Consider the following 18995-nt stretch of genomic DNA (forward strand, 5'->3'; position numbering starts at 1 on the left):
CGCCACCCTATTTAGGGGCGTAGTTCAATTGGTAGAGCACCGGTCTCCAAAACCGGGTGTTGGGAGTTCGAGTCTCTCCGCCCCTGCCAGAAAAATAAAAATCCTTTGCTCAGGCAAAGGATTTTTTTTGCTTTTTTTCTGACAAATAATTGAAACGCATCCGCGTCGCCAGCGGATGCACCGCTTTTATTCCATTACCTTTATTTTCAATAACTCGCGAATCTGGTTTTGCTTATCGCTATTCTGTAACCAGATAGCATAAAGTGGTCGGGATAACGTCGTACTATCGACCACAATATGCAGGCCACTCCTTTGCTGCGCCCATGACACGGGTAACCACGCACACCCATTTAATAGTGTCAGTTGCTGATGAGCGACCTCTGCTGAACTGGTGGTTAATGTTGGGACATCGTCGCTGCTGATCAATTCTGATTCATGTTGCTGAAAATCCGGCCCCCATTCCAGACGCAAGTAATTTAACTGTGACTTCGTTTTTTCGGGCGTCGAGCAATAGAGTCCAAGTGTAAAATGTCCTAATAACTGGCTGCTAAATTCGTCCATTTTGGGCGTTTCTGTCGTGATCAGGAGATCAAGTTGGCGCTCATGTAACTGTTTAACCAGTGATTGTCGCTGTGCAATTCGCGCTTCAAATTGCAAACTTTCTTCGAGTTGATAAAGCCTTCCAAGCCAGTCGCTAAGCATGCATTCCCATAGCGAGGCACTTGCACCGATAGAAAATTGATTGTGCCTCGATGTATGGGCAACCTCTTTGCGTGCCGCCTGCCAGGTGTTCATCAGAGTTTCGGCATAGGGGAGAAGTTTTTCTCCGGCCGCCGTCAGGCGGATATTGTTGCGATGACGAGTGAAAAGATTCACACCAAGCTGGTTTTCTAACTGACGAATACGAAAGCTCACGGCTGACTGGGTCAAATAGAGTGCTTCAGCTGCACGCCCGAAGTGGCGAGTTCGGCTGACTTCCAGGAAAGTTTTTAGCAATTCCGTATCCACAGGTTTCTCCGCAAAATTATTTGTCGTAATGATTTAAATGTTTTGTTTTACACTCTGTCAAGCGTAACTAATACTCCGCGCCATAAATAGCTCGGCCAAAGAATTAGGAGCGTGCAGGATGGCGGAAAGCTTTACGACGACTAATCGTTTTTTTGACAATAAACATTATCCGCGCGGGTTTTCCCGTCATGGTGATTTCACCATCAAAGAAGCTCAGCTGCTTGAGCGTCACGGTTATGCTTTCAACGAGCTGGACCTCGGTAAGCGTGAACCGACCACTGAAGAAGAAATCCGTTTCGTCGCGGTATGTCGCGGCGAACGCGAGCCAGATACCGAAGCAGAACGCGTCTGGTCTAAGTATATGTCACGCATTAAGCGTCCAAAGCGTTTTCATACCCTGTCAGGCGGTAAACCGCAGATGGAAGGGAATGAGGACTACACGGATTCTGACGACTAAAAAAAGGGGCTACGGCCCCTTTTTTATCCCAACATTTTCTGCAAATGGATGAGCAGCCTGTCGATGGCGCGATAGCTAAGCGCTTCCTGTAGGTGGTCGCGCTGAATACTTTCCGCGCCTTCCAGATCGGCGATGCTTCTTCCTACTTTTAACAAACGCTGCCAGGCCCGTACAGAAAGGCCAAGTCGCACAAGTGTTTCTTCCAGCCACTGTCCATCAGCTTGCGTGAGAACGCAAAATTCCTTCATCTCGCTGTTTTCCAGTAACGCATTAAGCTTCCCTTGCCGTTGGTACTGTCGTTCTTGTGCAACCATAACCCGTGCACGCACGATGCTGCTCCTTTCGCTGTCATGTTGGTTGTGACTCAGCATACCAGGCGGGAGGAGTGGGATCTCAAGCGACAGGTCGAAGCGGTCAAGAAATGGCCCAGACAGGCGTCCAAGGTAGCGCAGTGTCTGTTCCGGCGTGCTGCGGTTATGGTTCCCTTGATAATGCCCCGTTGGGCTGGGATTCATGGCGGCAATAAGTTGAAAACGGGCCGGATAAGTGACTTTCGCCCTCGTACGGGAAATATGAATCTGCCCTGACTCGATGGGTTCACGCAATGCGTCCAGCACACGACGCTCAAATTCAGGGAGTTCATCGAGAAACAACACGCCGTTATGGGCCAGCGAGATTTCTCCGGGGCCCGGTATTGCGCCACCGCCGACCATGGCCGTAAGTGAGGCACTATGATGCGGTGCGCGAAAGGGTCTCTGTCGCCATTGACGTATCAACCCAGAGGTATTCACCAGACTCAGTATTGCTGCGCTTTCCAGTGCCTCCTGATTGCTCAGAGGCGGCAACAATCCACCAAGCCGGCTGGCGAGCATGGTTTTACCTGTCCCCGGTGGACCGATCAGTAATAAGTTATGCCCGCCGGCAGCTGTAATCTCCAGCGCGCGTTTACCTTGATCCTGGCCGATGATATCGCTGAGGTCATGTTGCGCTGTATCCGGATCATTGCTGATGAAATGAGGAGATGGCGGAGATAATTCATGTTTGCCTTCAAGAAAGGCGCAGACAGCTTGTAAATGCTCAGCAATATAACAATCTTGCGTTCCCGTAAGGCTCACCTCGGCTTCGTTCTCAGCCGCGACAATTATGGTCCTGCCAGCTTTGATTGCCTCCATGGCACTGGATATTGCCCCGGGAACACCACGGAGCGCCCCTGTAAGGGCCAATTCACCAACGAACTCAAACCGATTAAGGTGGTTAGTCTGCAATTGCTCAGAAGCCGCGAGAAGCGCAATTGCGATAGGTAAATCATATCGCCCTCCCTCCTTCGGAAGATCCGCCGGTGCCAGGTTGATCGTGATCTTTTTCGCGGGGAATTCGTAGCCGCTATTGATGATTGCGCTACGTACGCGGTCCCGTGCTTCCTTCACCGTTGTTTCCGGTAAACCGACCATTGTCAGGCCGGGAAGACCGTTGCTTATATGCACCTCAACGGTGATTAACGGCGCACAAACTCCCAGCGCTGCACGCGTGTAAATAACCGACAACGTCATAACACCTCCTTGTGGAAGGTAAGTATGCGGGGCAAATGGACTTTCCCTTCCTGAAAAAAAGAGGATTTGCGCGCAGGCTTCCACACTTTTTAGGACATTGCAGACGATGTATTTTTTTCTGGAATTCTTCTCGCATGTTACGGCTACATGCCCAAAAGTCATGCCGATGTTGAAAAAAATGAAATTATTTCATTTAACTTTTTCTTTATAAAAAACAATGCGTTTTATTGATATTTTTTTGCTGACAAAAAAACACGTCATAAAAAAATCTTGTGTCATGTCTCATATCTGTGATAACTCTTTAGGCATTCCTTCGAACATGAAGCCAGAAAGTACAGAAAATGACAGCCCTTCTACGAGTGATTAGCCTGATTGTGATTAGCGTGGTGGTGATTATTATCCCACCGTGCGGGGCTGCACTTGGACGAGGAAAGGCTTAAAAATCAAGCCTTAACGAACTAAGACCCCCGCACCGAAAGGTCCGGGGGTTTTTTTATGACCTAAAAACATAAACGAGGAGCAGAGGATGAGTAATAGCACAAAATTCTGTTTCTCCCGATTTACGGCGGGGAACTAACTATGAATGGCGCACAGTGGGTAGTACATGCGTTGCGGGCACAGCAGGTTGATACGGTCTTTGGGTATCCTGGTGGCGCAATTATGCCGGTTTACGATGCATTGTATGACGGCGGCGTGGAACACCTGTTGTGCCGGCATGAGCAGGGGGCGGCTATGGCGGCTATCGGCTATGCGCGCTCGACGGGTAAAACCGGTGTGTGTATCGCCACGTCTGGTCCGGGAGCAACTAATCTCATCACGGGGCTGGCGGATGCGCTGCTGGATTCTGTTCCTGTAGTCGCCATTACCGGCCAGGTTGCTGCGCCGTTCATTGGTACCGACGCCTTCCAGGAGGTGGACGTTCTCGGTTTGTCGCTGGCCTGTACTAAACACAGTTTTCTGGTGCAGTCTCTGGAGGAGTTGCCGCGCGTGATTGCCGAAGCTTTCCAGGTGGCAAACTCAGGCCGTCCAGGCCCGGTTCTCGTTGATATCCCTAAAGATATCCAATTAGCCTCCGGTGATCTGGAACCGCATTTTTCCACCGTTGTAGATGAGTTCATCTTCCCGCATGATGAAGTGGCGCAGGCACGTCAGATGCTGGCTCAGTCCAAAAAACCGATGCTGTACGCAGGCGGCGGGGTAGGAATGGCGCAGGCGGTTCCGGCACTGCGTGAATTCCTTTCTACTACACAGATGCCAGTAACTTGCACGCTTAAAGGTCTGGGTGCGGTTGAAGATAGCTATCCATGGTATCTCGGCATGCTGGGGATGCATGGCACCAAAGCCGCGAACCTGGCGGTGCAGGAGTGCGATCTGTTGATCGCCGTGGGCGCACGCTTTGATGATCGTGTAACCGGCAAACTGAACACCTTTGCTCCTGATGCAAAAGTTATCCATATGGATATCGATCCGGCAGAAATTAACAAATTGCGTCAGGCACATATCAGCTTGCAAGGCGATTTGAATGCGTTACTGCCAGCATTGCAACAGGATCTGGAGATTAACGAATGGCGCCAGTTTAATGCCGAGATGCGTAGAGAGTTTGCCTGGCGTTATGATCATCCCGGTGATGCGATTTACGCACCGCTGTTGTTAAAACAGCTGTCAGATCGTAAACCCGCCGACAGCGTAGTAACCACCGATGTGGGTCAGCACCAAATGTGGTCCGCTCAGCATATGACCTATACTCGCCCGGAGAATTTCATTACTTCCAGTGGCTTAGGCACAATGGGTTTTGGTCTGCCAGCCGCTGTAGGAGCACAGGTGGCCCGTCCTGATGATACGGTAATCTGTATCTCCGGTGACGGTTCCTTCATGATGAATGTTCAGGAACTTGGCACCGTAAAACGCAAGCAGTTACCGCTGAAAATCGTATTACTGGATAATCAGCGTTTAGGGATGGTTCGCCAGTGGCAGCAGTTATTCTTCAACGAACGTTATAGCGAAACAACGCTTACCGATAACCCCGATTTCCTCGTTCTGGCCAGCGCCTTCGGCATTCCCGGCCAGCACATCACCCGTAAAGACCAGGTTGAAGCGGCTCTCGACACCATGCTGTCCTGCGAGGGGCCTTACCTGCTTCATGTCTCAATTGACGAGCTTGAGAATGTCTGGCCGTTGGTACCGCCAGGTGCCAGTAATGCAGAAATGCTGGAGAAATTATCATGATGCAACATCAGGTCGCCGTGCAGGCCCGCTTCAACCCGGAAACGTTAGAACGTGTATTGCGTGTGGTGCGCCACCGTGGCTTTCAGGTTTGCTCAATGAACATGGAAGCGGCTACCGACGCGCAGAATATAAATATTGAATTGACCGTTGCCAGCCCGCGCCCCGTCGAATTACTGTTTAGCCAGCTAAGCAAACTGGTCGATGTCGCCCGGGTTGATATCCAGCAATGTACAACATCATCACAACAGATCCGCGCCTGAGCGCAAAGGAATAAAAATGACGACGAAAAAAGCTGATTACATTTGGTTCAATGGCGAGATGGTTCCGTGGGGAGAAGCGAAAGTTCATGTGATGTCCCACGCCCTGCATTACGGTACTTCCGTATTCGAAGGTATCCGTTGCTATGATTCGCACAAAGGACCGGTGGTGTTCCGTCATCGTGAGCACATGCAGCGTCTGCGTGATTCAGCCAAAATTTATCGCTTCCCGGTTTCTCAAAGCGTTGATGAACTGATGGAAGCCTGCCGTCAGGTGATTCGCAAAAACAACCTGACCAGCGCCTATATTCGTCCGTTGGTGTTTGTCGGTGATGTAGGTATGGGTGTTAATCCGCCTGATGGTTACACCACTGATGTGATCATTGCAGCTTTTCCGTGGGGTGCATACCTCGGCGCAGAAGCGTTGGATCAGGGGATCGACGCGATGGTTTCATCCTGGAACCGCGTTGCGCCTAACACTATTCCTACTGCGGCAAAAGCAGGCGGTAACTACCTTTCTTCTCTGCTGGTTGGCAGTGAAGCACGTCGTCACGGTTATCAGGAAGGCATTGCGCTGGATGTGAATGGTTATATTTCAGAGGGTGCGGGTGAAAACCTGTTTGAAGTGAAAGATGGCATCCTGTTCACTCCGCCATTTACCTCTTCCGCTCTGCCTGGCATCACCCGTGACGCTATCATCAAGCTGGCGAAAGACCTTGGTATTGAAGTTCGCGAGCAGACCCTGTCCCGCGAATCGCTGTACCTGGCCGATGAAGTGTTCATGTCCGGTACCGCAGCCGAAATCACGCCGGTTCGCAGCGTAGATGGTATTCAGGTGGGCGAAGGCCGCTGTGGTCCGGTCACCAAACGTATTCAGCAAGCATTCTTTGGCCTGTTTACCGGTGAAACCGAAGATAAATGGGGCTGGTTGGATCAGGTTAATAACTAAGTATAAAAGATGGGGCGGCACGCAACGCCCCATTTAACAGAAACTGGGAGTAACTAAAGCATGCCTAAGTACCGTTCCGCCACCACCACCCACGGGCGTAATATGGCGGGTGCCCGCGCGCTGTGGCGCGCAACCGGGATGACAGACGCCGATTTCGGTAAGCCGATCATTGCTGTTGTGAACTCGTTTACCCAGTTCGTGCCGGGGCACGTGCACCTGCGCGATCTCGGTAAGCTGGTTGCTGAGCAAATTGAAGCCTCCGGCGGTGTGGCGAAAGAGTTTAATACCATTGCCGTGGATGACGGGATCGCCATGGGGCACGGCGGCATGCTTTATTCACTGCCTTCGCGCGAACTGATCGCTGACTCCGTTGAGTATATGGTGAACGCCCACTGCGCCGATGCCATGGTTTGCATCTCCAACTGTGACAAAATCACCCCAGGGATGCTGATGGCGTCGCTGCGCCTCAATATTCCGGTGATCTTCGTTTCCGGTGGCCCGATGGAAGCTGGCAAAACCAAGCTTTCCGATAAAATCATTAAGCTTGACCTGGTCGATGCGATGATTCAGGGCGCGGACCCGAAAGTGTCCGATTCACAGAGCGAACAAGTTGAACGCTCTGCCTGTCCGACCTGTGGCTCCTGCTCCGGTATGTTCACTGCTAACTCAATGAACTGCCTGACCGAAGCGCTGGGCCTGTCTCAGCCAGGCAATGGCTCGCTGCTGGCGACCCATGCCGATCGTAAAGAGCTGTTCCTCACCGCGGGCCAGCGTATCGTTGAGCTGACCAAACGCTACTACGAGCAGGATGATGCCTCCGCGTTGCCGCGCAGCATCGCCAGTAAAGCGGCGTTTGAAAATGCCATGACCCTTGATATCGCCATGGGTGGCTCCACCAATACCGTGCTGCATCTGCTGGCGGCTGCGCAAGAGGCAGAAATCGATTTCACCATGAGTGATATCGACAAGCTGTCCCGTAAAGTGCCACAGCTGTGTAAGGTTGCGCCGAGTACGCAGAAATACCATATGGAAGATGTGCATCGTGCTGGTGGCGTACTGGGTATCCTCGGTGAGCTGGATCGCGCAGGGTTGTTGAACCGCGACGTGAAAAACGTACTTGGTTTGACCCTGCCGCAGACGCTGGAGCAGTACGACATCACGGTAACCCAGGACGAGGCGGTGAAAAAAATGTTCCGCGCTGGTCCTGCGGGTATCCGTACAACTCAGGCCTTCTCGCAGGATTGCCGCTGGGATTCGCTGGATGATGATCGCGCTGAGGGCTGTATCCGCTCTCTGGAACATGCCTATAGCAAAGATGGCGGCCTGGCCGTTCTGTACGGCAACTTCGCTGAAAACGGCTGCATCGTAAAAACCGCAGGCGTGGATGACAGCATCCTGAAATTCACCGGTCCGGCAAAAGTCTATGAAAGCCAGGATGAGGCGGTAGAAGCGATCCTCGGGGGCAAGGTTGTGGCGGGCGATGTTGTGGTTATCCGCTACGAGGGGCCAAAAGGTGGGCCGGGTATGCAGGAGATGCTGTATCCGACGACTTTCCTGAAATCCATGGGCCTTGGTAAAGCCTGTGCGCTGGTTACTGACGGTCGCTTCTCGGGCGGTACCTCTGGTCTCTCCATTGGTCACGTGTCTCCGGAAGCGGCGAGCGGCGGTAACATTGCCATCATTGAAGATGGCGACATGATTGCTATCGATATCCCAAATCGCGGTATTCAACTGCAACTGAGCGATGCCGAAATTGCGGCACGCCGTGAAGCGCAGGAAGCCCGTGGCGCCCAGGCCTGGACGCCGAAATCTCGCGAACGTCAGGTTTCCTTCGCGTTGCGTGCATACGCCAGCCTCGCCACCAGTGCAGACAAAGGCGCTGTGCGCGATAAATCTAAACTGGGTGGCTAATCATGGCAGACTCACAACCCCTATCCGGCTCCCCTGAGGGAGCCGAGTATCTCAGGGCGGTGCTGCGCGCGCCGGTCTATGAAGCGGTGCAGGTTTCCCCATTGCAGAAAATGGAAAAACTCTCTTCGCGCCTCGACAACATTGTACTGGTGAAGCGTGAAGACCGTCAGCCGGTGCACAGCTTTAAGCTTCGTGGCGCTTACGCCATGATGGCGGGCTTAACCGCCGAGCAGAAAGCGCGTGGTGTGATTACCGCATCGGCAGGCAACCATGCGCAGGGGGTGGCTTACTCTTCTGCCCGTCTTGGTGTCAAAGCGTTGATCGTTATGCCAACTGCAACCGCGGATATCAAAGTGGATGCAGTACGCGGCTTTGGTGGTGAAGTGCTGTTGCATGGAGCAAACTTCGATGAAGCAAAAGCCAGGGCGCTTGAACTCTCTCAGCAACAGGGTTTCACCTGGGTGCCACCGTTTGATCACCCGATGGTGATTGCCGGTCAGGGCACGCTGGCACTGGAGCTGTTGCAGCAGGATGCCCATATTGACCGCGTTTTTGTACCCGTGGGCGGCGGTGGCCTGGCTGCGGGTGTAGCGGTGCTGATTAAGCAATTGATGCCGCAAATCAAAGTCATCGCTGTTGAGGCCGAAGATTCTGCCTGCCTGAAAGCGGCGCTGGAAGCTGGTCATCCGGTAGACCTGCCACGTGTGGGGTTGTTTGCCGAAGGGGTTGCCGTCAAACGTATTGGCGATGAGACTTTCCGTTTGTGTCAGGAATATCTTGATGACATTGTGACGGTCGACAGTGACGCCATCTGCGCGGCCATGAAAGACCTGTTTGAAGACGTTCGCGCAGTGGCTGAACCGTCCGGCGCACTGGCGCTGGCGGGGATGAAGAAGTACGTCGCTCAGCATAAGATCCGCGGCGAACGTCTGGCGCATGTACTGTCTGGCGCTAACGTGAATTTCCACGGTCTGCGTTATGTTTCCGAACGCTGTGAGCTGGGTGAACAACGCGAAGCGCTGCTGGCCGTCACCATTCCGGAAGAGAAGGGTAGCTTCCTGAAATTCTGTCAGCTATTGGGTGGACGCTCCGTCACCGAATTCAACTATCGCTTTGCCGATGCGAAAGATGCCTGCATTTTTGTGGGGGTGCGGTTAAGCCGTGGGCTGGAAGAGCGTAAAGAGATCCTGCAACTGTTGAATGAAGGCGGTTATAGCGTGGTGGATCTGTCCGATGACGAAATGGCGAAGCTGCATGTGCGCTATATGGTTGGTGGCCGTCCTTCGAAACCGCTTACCGAGCGACTTTTCAGCTTCGAGTTCCCGGAATCGCCCGGCGCGCTGCTGAAATTCCTGCATACGCTTGGTACTCACTGGAATATTTCGCTGTTCCACTACCGCAGCCATGGTACCGACTATGGTCGCGTGCTGGCGGCATTCGAACTGGGCGACCACGAGCCAGATTTTGAAACCCGTCTCAATGAGCTCGGCTACGACTGCCATGATGAGACCAACAATCCGGCATTTCGCTTTTTCCTTGCAGGCTAGCGTCAGGCTGAAAAAAACAAGGCACGATATTTCGTGCCTTGTTTGTCTGGCGGGCACGGCGGCATAATGTGGTAACAGATTTCCTCTAAAGCAGGTGAACCACATGGCAGGACGCTTTCAGGGGTTTGCTCAGGAAGGGCTCGACTTTCTCCAGCAAGTCCGCATCGAAAACGATAAGACCTGGTTTGAAGAGCATCGTTTTATCTATGACCGTAGTGTCCTGACCCCTTTTCGTTCGCTGGTGGATGACTTAGCTCCCACAATGCTGGAAATTGATTCGCTGCTTGAAACACGCTCCGCGATAGGTAAGACTTTATCGCGCATTCATCGCGATACCCGCTTTTCTCACGACAAATCCCTTTATCGCAGCCGAATGTGGCTGACCTTCAAACGTTCAGCAAAAAACTGGACGGATGCGCCGGTTTTCTTTTTCGAAATCAGCCCGGACACCCTGCGCTACGGCCTGGGGTATTACAGTGCCAGCAAAGCGACGATGGACCTTTTTCGTCATACGTTGAAGCAACGCCCGACACAGTTTCTGGAGATAGCCGAGGAATGCTGCCAGCCGCCGTTTACCCTGGAGGCTCAGCGTTATAAGCGGCCATTAGTGAAAGATCTCGATGCGGCGATTGCCCGGTGGTACCAGTGTAAAACGTTCGCGGTGATGGTGACCGATAACGACGTGGAAAAGCTGTTCCACGCCGGGTTAGTTAATTTGCTGGCAGAGGGATTTCGTCAACTGGAGCCGTTGTATCAGTGGCTGATGACAGTGGAAACGATGAAACAAATCGATCCCGATGATTTATAAATCCACACTGCAAGAATAAGTGAGAAGGGGCATGCCTTGTGTCACTTCATCACCGTCTCTCGTACATACTTATCCAGCTTATCTGATTCATAAAAGCTGATGCATTGCGCCAGCACGTTATTAGCGGTTTGGGCATGCTCGGGATGTAATGACATGGTTAGCTTGTCGAAATTTTTCGTCTCTTTGGCGACGAATTTCTGAAATTCCTTCCAGACGCCGGCATTGTCTAATGCGTAACTCTCCACAAGGAATGATGCATCCTGAGAGGGGGCTGCTTTTATGCCTTCTGGCGTTCGGGCCTGGTAATTCGCTACCAGGCATTGTTTCAGCGCCAGATGTTTTACATCCTGTACGGTAACGTCCTTTGGTTTAGCCTGAGCAGTACAACACGCCGCAACGGCTATGGTTAATAACAGGGCCTGTAAACGCATCATTTTCTCCTTATTTAGCCTGAACAATTTCCCAGAATGCATTAATCAATGGTTCATGCAGCCGCTTTTTGGGCGCACAAACGCCCAGTTCGAAGGGGGTTTTTTCGTCGCTGCGCTCCAGAATCATGACACGGTTGCGTACGGGTTCAGGGCTATTTTCTAGCACCACTTCAGGGATTAGCGCCACGCCACAGCCAAGCGCCACCATGGAGACCATTGCCTCATGACCTCCGACTGTCGCGTAAATCGACGGATTACTGATTTTATGGCGACGAAACCAGAGTTCAATGCGGCGGCGTACGGGGCCCTGATCGGCCATGATAAATGGCACCGTGGCCCAGTCGGGATTATCCACCGAGACCTGGCTGCGAACAGGGCAAGGCAACGCCGGAGCAATCAATACCACCGCCAGATTCTCCAGCATAGAAAACGCGACTGCGCCCGGCAATGTTTCAGGTTTTCCGGCAATCGCCAGATCGGCTTCTCCGGTAACCACTTTTTCCATCGCATCAGCAGCGTCACCGGTGGTGAGCTTGATTTCTACCGAAGGATGCGCGGCGCGGAAGCGATCGAGAATGGGTGGCAGATGGCTGTAGGCTGCCGTGACCGAACAGAAGATATGCAACTCACCTGACAACGACGGGCCTTTCTGATCGATGGCATGGCGCAGTTGCTGATACTGCAATAAAGTTTGATGAGCAAATGCCCGCAACTCTTCACCCGCTTCGGTGAGCGTAACAGTGCGGTTATCGCGGACAAAAAGCGCCTGACCAAGATCTTCTTCCAGGCGCTGAATCTGTCTTGAAAGTGTGGATGGACTAACGTGCATGGCGCGCGCACTGCGGCCGAAATGGCGGCTCTCCGCCAGGTGCAGGAAGGTTTTCAGGTCGCGTAAATCCATGAGACAGACTCCACATTTTTACGTTGCATAAATTGCAATGTCACATTGTTAATATATCAATTTAAGCAACGCATTTCCTGTTGTAATGTGGGTACATTCTCGCAATACAGCGAACCGAATAACAAAAGCACGACACATCGACGAGGAATCACCATGGCTAACTACTTCAATACACTGAATCTGCGTCAGCAACTGGCGCAACTGGGTAAATGTCGCTTTATGGCGCGCGACGAATTCGCCGATGGCGCAAGCTACCTGCAGGGTAAAAAAGTGGTCATCGTCGGCTGTGGCGCGCAGGGTCTGAACCAGGGCCTGAACATGCGTGACTCCGGTCTGGATATCTCCTACGCTCTGCGCGCAGAAGCGATTGCGGAAAAACGTGCTTCCTGGCGCAAGGCGACCGAGAACGGTTTCAAAGTTGGGACTTACGAAGAGCTGATCCCGCAGGCGGATCTGGTGGTTAACCTGACGCCGGACAAACAGCACTCTGACGTTGTGCGTTCCGTACAGCCGCTGATGAAAGATGGCGCGGCGCTGGGTTACTCCCACGGCTTCAACATCGTGGAAGTGGGCGAGCAGATCCGTAAAGACATCACCGTGGTGATGGTGGCGCCGAAATGCCCGGGTACCGAAGTACGCGAAGAGTATAAGCGTGGTTTCGGCGTGCCGACCCTGATCGCTGTTCACCCGGAGAACGATCCGAAAGGCGAAGGCATGGCAATCGCCAAAGCATGGGCAGCGGCAACGGGTGGTCACCGTGCGGGCGTGCTGGAATCGTCCTTCGTTGCCGAAGTGAAATCTGACCTGATGGGTGAGCAGACCATTCTGTGCGGCATGCTGCAGGCGGGATCTCTGCTGTGCTTCGATAAGCTGGTGGAAGAAGGTACCGATCCGGCATACGCAGAAAAACTGATTCAGTTCGGCTGGGAAACCATTACCGAAGCGCTGAAGCAGGGCGGTATCACGCTGATGATGGACCGTCTGTCCAACCCGGCGAAACTGCGCGCTTACGCGTTGTCCGAACAGCTGAAAGAAATCATGGCGCCGCTGTTCCAGAAACACATGGATGACATCATCTCCGGCGAATTCTCTTCCGGCATGATGGCAGACTGGGCGAACGACGATAAGAAACTGCTGACCTGGCGTGAAGAGACCGGTAAAACCGCGTTCGAAACCGCGCCACAGTACGAAGGTAAAATCGGCGAGCAGGAATACTTCGATAAAGGCGTTCTGATGATTGCTATGGTCAAGGCGGGCGTTGAGCTGGCGTTCGAAACCATGGTGGATTCCGGCATCATCGAAGAGTCTGCTTACTACGAATCACTGCACGAACTGCCGCTGATTGCGAACACCATCGCCCGTAAGCGTCTGTACGAAATGAACGTGGTTATCTCTGATACCGCTGAGTACGGTAACTATCTGTTCTCTTATGCGTGCGTTCCACTGCTGAAAGAGTTCATGACCACCCTGCAGAAAGGTGACCTGGGCCAGGCTATTGCCGAAGGTTCCGTTGATAATGCGCAACTGCGTGATGTAAACGAAGCCATTCAGGCTCATCCAATTGAAGCGGTTGGTAAGAAGCTGCGTGGCTACATGACCGATATGAAACGTATCGCGGTCGCTGGCTGATCGCACGACGACTGTTTTGCTGATCTGACCTGCAACTTTCCTGTTTATAAACCTGATGTGCGGAAACGCCGTCAGGTTTTTTCATTTACTACACATAAAAATAGAGTTTTATCAAAAGGATAGTTATTTCCTTCGCACGTTTCTCATTAGCGTTATTGTTATTTAATTTTTTATGTAATATCGTAAGTTACATGAAAATAAATAACTCATTCTCCGCAACATTACACATTCTGCTGCACATGGAGCAGGCGGATAAACCGATGACTTCGGAACAGATGGCTGCTTATATCGACGGTAACCCGGCATTTATCCGTAAACTTCTTGCCGGACTGCGGGAAAGGCAGATTGTGTATGCGACAAAAGGGCATCACGGCGGCTGGCGGCTTTGTCGCCCCTCCAGCGAGGTCACTCTCCACGATATCTATATCGCTTTAGGTTCCCCGGCGTTGTTTGCCCTGGGAAATCGTAGCGAGAATCCTCAGTGCCTGGTTGAGCAAGGCGTTAACCGGGTGATGTCATCCACGCTGGCTGATGCGCAGTCGCTGATCCTGGAGCGCTTTAAAAAGCTGACGTTGCAGGATGTGGGGACAGAATTTACCAGTTACTTTAGTGAAAAAGGGCATAACCATGATTTCCACATTAATGACTGAACTGACGACCTGCCTGATGATCGCACTGGCAGCCAGCAGCATCTCAGTGACGATAACGCAAACTGAACTGTTTGCCGCATTTCGTGAATGGACAATCAAAAAGAACGCAATGATGGGGCACCTTTTCCAGTGCTTTTATTGCCTGAGTCATTGGGTGGTATTTGGCGGGATGCTGGTTTATCGCCCGGCGTTACTGCAAAGCGGTTTTGCGTTGATTGACTGGGTGATGACGGCATTTATTACCATTACCCTTACAACCTTGATTTGTGGCCTGATGTTTAACGTTTTTCAGGCGGCAGTCAGTACACACGTGATGAAATTCGAAGCGCAAAAAACGCTGCAATCCCATAAATGAAACAAGATAGCCTCTCATGAACAGAGAGGCTCTGTAGCCAAATTATTTCCGGTACAGCACTTTGATGATGTGGTAACCGAACTGGGTATGCAGCGGGCCGGTTGGCTCCAGCTCAGGGCAGGAGAAGACCACTTTATCAAACGCCGGCACCATCTGGCCCTGTTTAAACTCGCCTAAATGGCCACCTTTCTTACCGGAAGGGCAAGTTGAGTGTTTTTTTGCCAGTTTCTCGAAATCTCCGCCATTTTTAAGCTGTTCCAGAAGATCGAGTGCCAGTTTCTCTTCTTTCACCAGAATATGCATTGCTGCCGCTGTTTTTGCCATGATTACGCCTTGATGAGGTTGTATAAATACGGGCGCAATAGTAGCACGCGTTAGCGGCGATACAGCACTTTGATAATGTGATAACCGAACCGGGTTTTAACCGGACCGAAAGGCTGTAATAAGGGACAACTGAACACAGCTTTATTGAAAGGCCCCACCATCACGCCTTCTTTGAATTCACCCAGATCGCCGCCGTTACGCGCCGAAGGGCAGGTGGAATAGCGCTTTGCCAGATGGTCGAAACTCGATCCTTTCTCAAGCTTAGCCATGATTTCCTGCGCCAGTTTTTCAGTTTTCACCAGAATATGCAGCGCTGCCGCTGTCTTCGCCATGTTCGCGTTCCGTAGTTAAGAGTCGTCTCCACACTTTACCATTGGCGGGTAAATCTCTGGCAGGCTTTCTGCTACAATCCTTCCCCCGTTCGAAGATTGAGCAATACCTCCATGCGTTTAAATCCTGGCCAACAACAAGCTGTCGAATTTGTTACCGGACCCTGCCTGGTGCTGGCAGGTGCTGGCTCGGGTAAAACCCGTGTGATTACTAATAAAATTGCCCACTTAATTCGAGAGTGCGGCTATCAGGCGCGGCATATCGCGGCGGTCACCTTCACTAACAAAGCCGCGCGCGAAATGAAAGAACGTGTGGCGCAGACACTTGGGCGTAAAGAAGCGCGCGGTCTGATGATTTCAACGTTTCACACATTGGGCCTTGATATTATTAAGCGGGAGTTTGCCGCACTGGGGATGAAATCCAATTTCTCTCTCTTTGACGATACCGATCAAGTGGCGTTGCTCAAAGAGCTGACCGAAGGGTTGATCGATGATGACAAAGTGGTACTGCAACAGCTGATCTCGACGATCTCCAACTGGAAAAACGATCTCCTGACCCCCTCCCAGGCGGCGGCAAAAGCGATGGGGGAACGGGATCGTATTTTTGCCCACTGCTATGGGCTTTACGATGCACATCTGAAAGCGTGCAACGTTCTCGACTTCGATGACCTGATTCTGTTACCGACACTGCTGCTGCAGCGTAATGAAGAGGTACGCGAGCGCTGGCAGAACAAAATCCGTTATCTGCTGGTGGATGAGTATCAGGATACCAACACCAGCCAATATGAGCTGGTCAGGCTGCTGGTAGGGCAGCGAGCGCGTTTTACCGTTGTTGGTGATGATGACCAGTCCATCTATTCCTGGCGCGGCGCGCGTCCCCAAAACCTTGTGCTGCTGAACGAAGATTTTCCGGCATTGCGGGTGATAAAGCTCGAGCAAAACTATCGCTCCTCGGGACGCATTCTGAAAGCCGCGAACATCCTGATTGCGAATAATCCCCATGTGTTTGAAAAACGCCTTTTCTCTGAGCTGGGCTACGGTACTGAGCTTAAGGTTCTGACGGCGAATAATGAGGAACATGAAGCGGAGCGTGTGACCGGTGAATTGATTGCTCATCACTTTATCAATAAGACCGAATATAAGGACTACGCCATCCTCTATCGTGGCAACCACCAGTCGCGTGTGTTCGAAAAATTCCTGATGCAAAACCGCATTCCGTATCGTATTTCGGGCGGCACCTCTTTTTTCTCTCGCCCCGAGATCAAGGATCTGTTGGCTTACTTACGCATACTCACTAATCCGGATGATGACAGCGCATTCCTGCGTATCGTGAATACGCCGAAGCGCGAGATTGGCCCTGCGACATTACAAAAGCTGGGGGAGTGGGCCACCACACGCAACAAAAGCTTATTTGCCGCCAGCTTTGATATGGGACTCACACAGACCCTGACCGGGCGCGGCTATGAATCACTGACCCGCTTTACCCACTGGCTTGGTGAAATCCAGCGTCTGGCAGAACGGGAGCCGATCGCTGCCGTGCGCGATCTGATTCATGGTATTGATTATGAATCCTGGCTGTTTGAAACCTCTCCCAGCCCAAAAGCCGCTGAAATGCGAATGAAAAACGTCAACACGCTCTTTTCCTGGATGACAGAAATGCTGGAAGGGGATGAGCTCAACGAGCCGATGACGCTGGACCAGGTTGTTACCCGCTTTACTCTGCGTGACATGATGGAGCGCGGAGAAAGCGATGAAGAGTTGGATCAAGTGCAACTGATGACGTTACACGCCTCAAAAGGGCTGGAGTTTCCGTACGTCTTTATGGTGGGGATGGAGGAAGGCTTCCTGCCGCACCAGAGCAGTATTGATGAAGATAATATTGATGAAGAGCGCCGCCTTGCCTACGTGGGCATTACCCGCGCGCAGAAAGAACTTATCTTCACCTTATGCAAAGAACGCCGTCAGTATGGTGAACTGGTGCGTCCTGAACCGAGTCGATTTTTGCTTGAATTGCCGCAAGATGATGTGATTTGGGAGCAAGAGCGCAAGGTCATTACTGCGGAAGAAAGGATGCAAAAGGGACAGGCCAGTATTGCCAATATACGGGCGATGATGGCTAAAGCGAAAGAAAAGTGAAATCCCTGCCTCTCCCGACCGTGAGAGGCAGAAGCGATTTATTTCAACTCAAGCGGCCAGTGAACGTAACTTTGCCACTGGCTTTCCTGCTCAATGACTTCGGCGCCTAACGGATGACTTTCCAGCCAGCCGTGCGGTAAGACCAGAGTCAATGCTTCCCCTTTGGCGGAAATATCGATCTTAGGCAGGAGATCATCGCGGCGGCGGCTGGCAAAAATAATCGCCAGGCGCAGTAAGCGACAAAGATGTTCTGCGACCCGCGGTGGGACAGCGTTTTGTTGATGCAAAGAAGAGAGATCAACCGGGTTCGTCTGGTTTAATAACAGCGTTGCGAGCAACTTTTTCTGCGCTGGTGTAAATCCTGGTAAGTCCAGATTGCGTACCAGCCAGGCCGCGTGAAGGGGTGCCTGCTTAAATTCAATGCTTAGACCAATTTCATGCAGTTCGCTGGCAACTTGCAGAATTTCGATGCTATAGGCATCTAAATCCCACTCATTAGCGACCGCACTGGCAAACTGCGTCGCCAGGGTAGAAACGCGTTTTGCCTGATCGGTGTCGATGATAAAACGGCGCTGGATATTACGCAGCGTACGGCGGCGGATATCTTGATCAACGGTCAGATGCAGCATGCCATAGACCAGCCCTTCGCGCAGCGCGCCGCCGGCCAGCGTCATACTCTGGATATTCATCTCGGTGAAAATAGCGATGAGAATAGCCAGTCCGCTCGGAAAAACCAGGGTACGTTCCAGCGTAAGGCCTTCGATCTCCAGTTCTTCAAGACGTCCACACTGGATGGCGCGCTGTTTCAACTGCTGGAGTTTGGGCAGGGTGATGCGTTCATCCATCCCCTGCGCCATCATGATTTCCTGCAATGCCTGTACGGTGCCAGAAGCACCGACGCAGACCTGCCAGCCGTGATGGCGAAGCTCATCGGCAACCGGGCGTAAAACATCGCGCGCGGCTTTTTCCGCAGCGTCGAAATTTTCCTGCCCAAGATTACGATCGGTGAAAAAGCGTTCAAGCCAGGTTACGCAACCCATGGACAGGCTGAACAGTGATGTAGCCTGAGCACCTGTTCCGGTAACAAGCTCTGTACTGGCACCACCAATATCGACCACAAGCCGCTGATCGGATCCGCCGGTAGTATGCGCAACACCCTGATAAATAAGACGTGCTTCTTCCTCTCCGCTGATGACCTGCACCGGGCAGCCGAGGATTTCCTGCGCTCTGCTGATGAATTCACTGGCATTGACTGCCAGACGAAGCGTCGCTGTGGCGACGACACGAATTTGCGCCGGAGGAATATCCTGAAGCCGTTCTGAAAAAAGGCGCAGACACTGCCAGCCGCGCTCCATTGCTTCCTGCGAAAGTACGTTTTCCTGACTCAAGCCCGCAGCCAGGCGAACCTTACGTTTGATGCGGGTAAGCGTCTGGATGCTTCCAGCCACCTCGCGCACAACCAGCATATGAAAACTGTTTGAGCCTAAATCAATAGCCGCATAGAGCGAGGCGGAAGCGAGCATATCT

20 protein-coding genes and 1 tRNA gene are annotated in these 18995 nt (G+C 52.2%); 14 read left to right on the plus strand and 7 right to left on the minus strand.

Going from position 1 to position 18995, the window contains the following annotated elements; translation table 11 throughout:
- The first annotated feature begins 13 nt into the window (after positions 1–13).
- A tRNA-Trp gene (locus tag AAIG39_RS19865) sits at positions 14–89 on the plus strand.
- Positions 90–186: 97 nt separating this feature from the next.
- Here AAIG39_RS19865 and hdfR read toward each other — a convergent pair.
- On the minus strand, positions 187–1038 hold the full coding sequence (hdfR, locus tag AAIG39_RS19870) for an HTH-type transcriptional regulator HdfR (protein WP_425503338.1): 852 nt from the start codon (positions 1036–1038) through the stop codon (positions 187–189).
- Positions 1039–1126: 88 nt separating this feature from the next.
- On the opposite strand from hdfR, the gene AAIG39_RS19875 reads away from it, so the two are divergent.
- The gene (locus AAIG39_RS19875) at positions 1127–1465 is read left to right on the plus strand and encodes a MaoP family protein (protein WP_090088389.1); all 339 of its coding nucleotides are present in this window, start codon (positions 1127–1129) and stop codon (positions 1463–1465) included.
- A 23-nt stretch (positions 1466–1488) separates the two neighbouring features.
- Here AAIG39_RS19875 and AAIG39_RS19880 read toward each other — a convergent pair whose 3' ends face one another.
- Positions 1489–3015, minus strand: a complete 1527-nt coding sequence (locus AAIG39_RS19880; RefSeq protein ID WP_343194565.1) for a YifB family Mg chelatase-like AAA ATPase — start codon at positions 3013–3015, stop codon at positions 1489–1491.
- A gap of 341 nt (positions 3016–3356) precedes the next feature.
- On the opposite strand from AAIG39_RS19880, the gene ilvL reads away from it, so the two are divergent.
- The 8 genes from ilvL to AAIG39_RS19920 all read left to right on the plus strand — a co-directional run bounded on the left by ilvL (position 3357) and on the right by AAIG39_RS19920 (position 10713).
- Positions 3357–3455: an ilv operon leader peptide gene (ilvL, locus tag AAIG39_RS19885; protein ID WP_032229281.1), complete on the plus strand. Its 99-nt coding sequence runs from the start codon at positions 3357–3359 to the stop codon at positions 3453–3455.
- 86 nt (positions 3456–3541) lie between these two features.
- On the plus strand, positions 3542–3592 hold the full coding sequence (ilvX, locus tag AAIG39_RS19890; RefSeq protein ID WP_139223077.1) for a peptide IlvX: 51 nt from the start codon (positions 3542–3544) through the stop codon (positions 3590–3592).
- A 2-nt stretch (positions 3593–3594) separates the two neighbouring features.
- Positions 3595–5241 carry an acetolactate synthase 2 catalytic subunit gene (gene ilvG, locus AAIG39_RS19895; protein ID WP_090088393.1) on the plus strand — a complete coding sequence of 549 codons (1647 nt, stop codon included), beginning with the start codon at positions 3595–3597 and terminating at the stop codon, positions 5239–5241.
- Positions 5238–5501 carry an acetolactate synthase 2 small subunit gene (gene ilvM / locus AAIG39_RS19900; RefSeq protein ID WP_039076997.1) on the plus strand — a complete coding sequence of 88 codons (264 nt, stop codon included), beginning with the start codon at positions 5238–5240 and terminating at the stop codon, positions 5499–5501. Before ilvG ends, ilvM begins: the two co-directional genes overlap by 4 nt.
- 16 nt (positions 5502–5517) lie before the next feature.
- On the plus strand, positions 5518–6447 hold the full coding sequence (locus tag AAIG39_RS19905) for a branched-chain amino acid transaminase (RefSeq protein ID WP_090088395.1): 930 nt from the start codon (positions 5518–5520) through the stop codon (positions 6445–6447).
- Between the two features lie 60 nt (positions 6448–6507).
- Positions 6508–8358: a dihydroxy-acid dehydratase gene (gene ilvD / locus AAIG39_RS19910; protein WP_090088398.1), complete on the plus strand. Its 1851-nt coding sequence runs from the start codon at positions 6508–6510 to the stop codon at positions 8356–8358.
- Between the two features lie 2 nt (positions 8359–8360).
- Complete coding sequence (ilvA, locus tag AAIG39_RS19915; RefSeq protein WP_090088400.1) at positions 8361–9905, plus strand: threonine ammonia-lyase, biosynthetic; 1545 nt, start codon at positions 8361–8363, stop codon at positions 9903–9905.
- 103 nt (positions 9906–10008) lie between these two features.
- On the plus strand, positions 10009–10713 hold the full coding sequence (locus tag AAIG39_RS19920; protein WP_343194566.1) for a DUF2461 domain-containing protein: 705 nt from the start codon (positions 10009–10011) through the stop codon (positions 10711–10713).
- A gap of 41 nt (positions 10714–10754) precedes the next feature.
- Here AAIG39_RS19920 and AAIG39_RS19925 read toward each other — a convergent pair whose 3' ends face one another.
- Together AAIG39_RS19925 and ilvY are read right to left on the minus strand one after the other, a co-directional pair.
- On the minus strand, positions 10755–11144 hold the full coding sequence (locus AAIG39_RS19925; RefSeq protein ID WP_343194585.1) for a hypothetical protein: 390 nt from the start codon (positions 11142–11144) through the stop codon (positions 10755–10757).
- Positions 11145–11154: 10 nt separating this feature from the next.
- Entirely contained in the window at positions 11155–12045 is an 891-nt protein-coding gene (gene ilvY, locus AAIG39_RS19930; RefSeq protein WP_071195544.1) for an HTH-type transcriptional activator IlvY, read from the minus strand.
- Between the two features lie 153 nt (positions 12046–12198).
- Here ilvY and ilvC point away from each other — a divergent pair, with 153 nt between their 5' ends.
- From ilvC to AAIG39_RS19945, 3 genes are all read left to right on the plus strand, one after another.
- The gene (gene ilvC, locus AAIG39_RS19935) at positions 12199–13674 is read left to right on the plus strand and encodes a ketol-acid reductoisomerase (RefSeq protein WP_090088410.1); all 1476 of its coding nucleotides are present in this window, start codon (positions 12199–12201) and stop codon (positions 13672–13674) included.
- A gap of 191 nt (positions 13675–13865) precedes the next feature.
- Positions 13866–14324 (plus strand): Rrf2 family transcriptional regulator, encoded by a 459-nt coding sequence (locus tag AAIG39_RS19940; protein WP_090088412.1) that lies wholly within the window; start codon positions 13866–13868, stop codon positions 14322–14324.
- A complete protein-coding gene (locus AAIG39_RS19945; RefSeq protein WP_343194567.1) occupies positions 14302–14679 on the plus strand; it encodes a DUF1360 domain-containing protein in 378 nt (125 codons plus the stop codon). The genes AAIG39_RS19940 and AAIG39_RS19945 overlap by 23 nt, the downstream gene beginning before the upstream one ends.
- Positions 14680–14721: 42 nt before the next feature.
- Here the strand turns inward: AAIG39_RS19945 and ppiC (AAIG39_RS19950) are convergent, their stop codons facing one another.
- Both ppiC (AAIG39_RS19950) and ppiC (AAIG39_RS19955) read right to left on the minus strand, forming a co-directional pair.
- Positions 14722–15003, minus strand: coding sequence for a peptidylprolyl isomerase PpiC (gene ppiC, locus AAIG39_RS19950; protein WP_039077006.1), 282 nt, complete (start codon positions 15001–15003; stop codon positions 14722–14724).
- Positions 15004–15053: 50 nt separating this feature from the next.
- On the minus strand, positions 15054–15335 hold the full coding sequence (ppiC, locus tag AAIG39_RS19955) for a peptidylprolyl isomerase PpiC (protein ID WP_090088416.1): 282 nt from the start codon (positions 15333–15335) through the stop codon (positions 15054–15056).
- A 111-nt stretch (positions 15336–15446) separates the two neighbouring features.
- On the opposite strand from ppiC (AAIG39_RS19955), the gene rep reads away from it, so the two are divergent.
- A complete protein-coding gene (gene rep, locus AAIG39_RS19960; RefSeq protein WP_249572470.1) occupies positions 15447–17468 on the plus strand; it encodes a DNA helicase Rep in 2022 nt (673 codons plus the stop codon).
- 38 nt (positions 17469–17506) lie between these two features.
- Here rep and gppA read toward each other — a convergent pair whose 3' ends face one another.
- Positions 17507–18991, minus strand: coding sequence for a guanosine-5'-triphosphate,3'-diphosphate diphosphatase (gppA, locus tag AAIG39_RS19965; protein ID WP_343194568.1), 1485 nt, complete (start codon positions 18989–18991; stop codon positions 17507–17509).
- Between the last annotated feature and the right edge of the window lie 4 nt (positions 18992–18995).

Source organism: Phytobacter palmae, from assembly GCF_039409775.1.
Classification (GTDB): domain Bacteria; phylum Pseudomonadota; class Gammaproteobacteria; order Enterobacterales; family Enterobacteriaceae; genus Phytobacter; species Phytobacter palmae.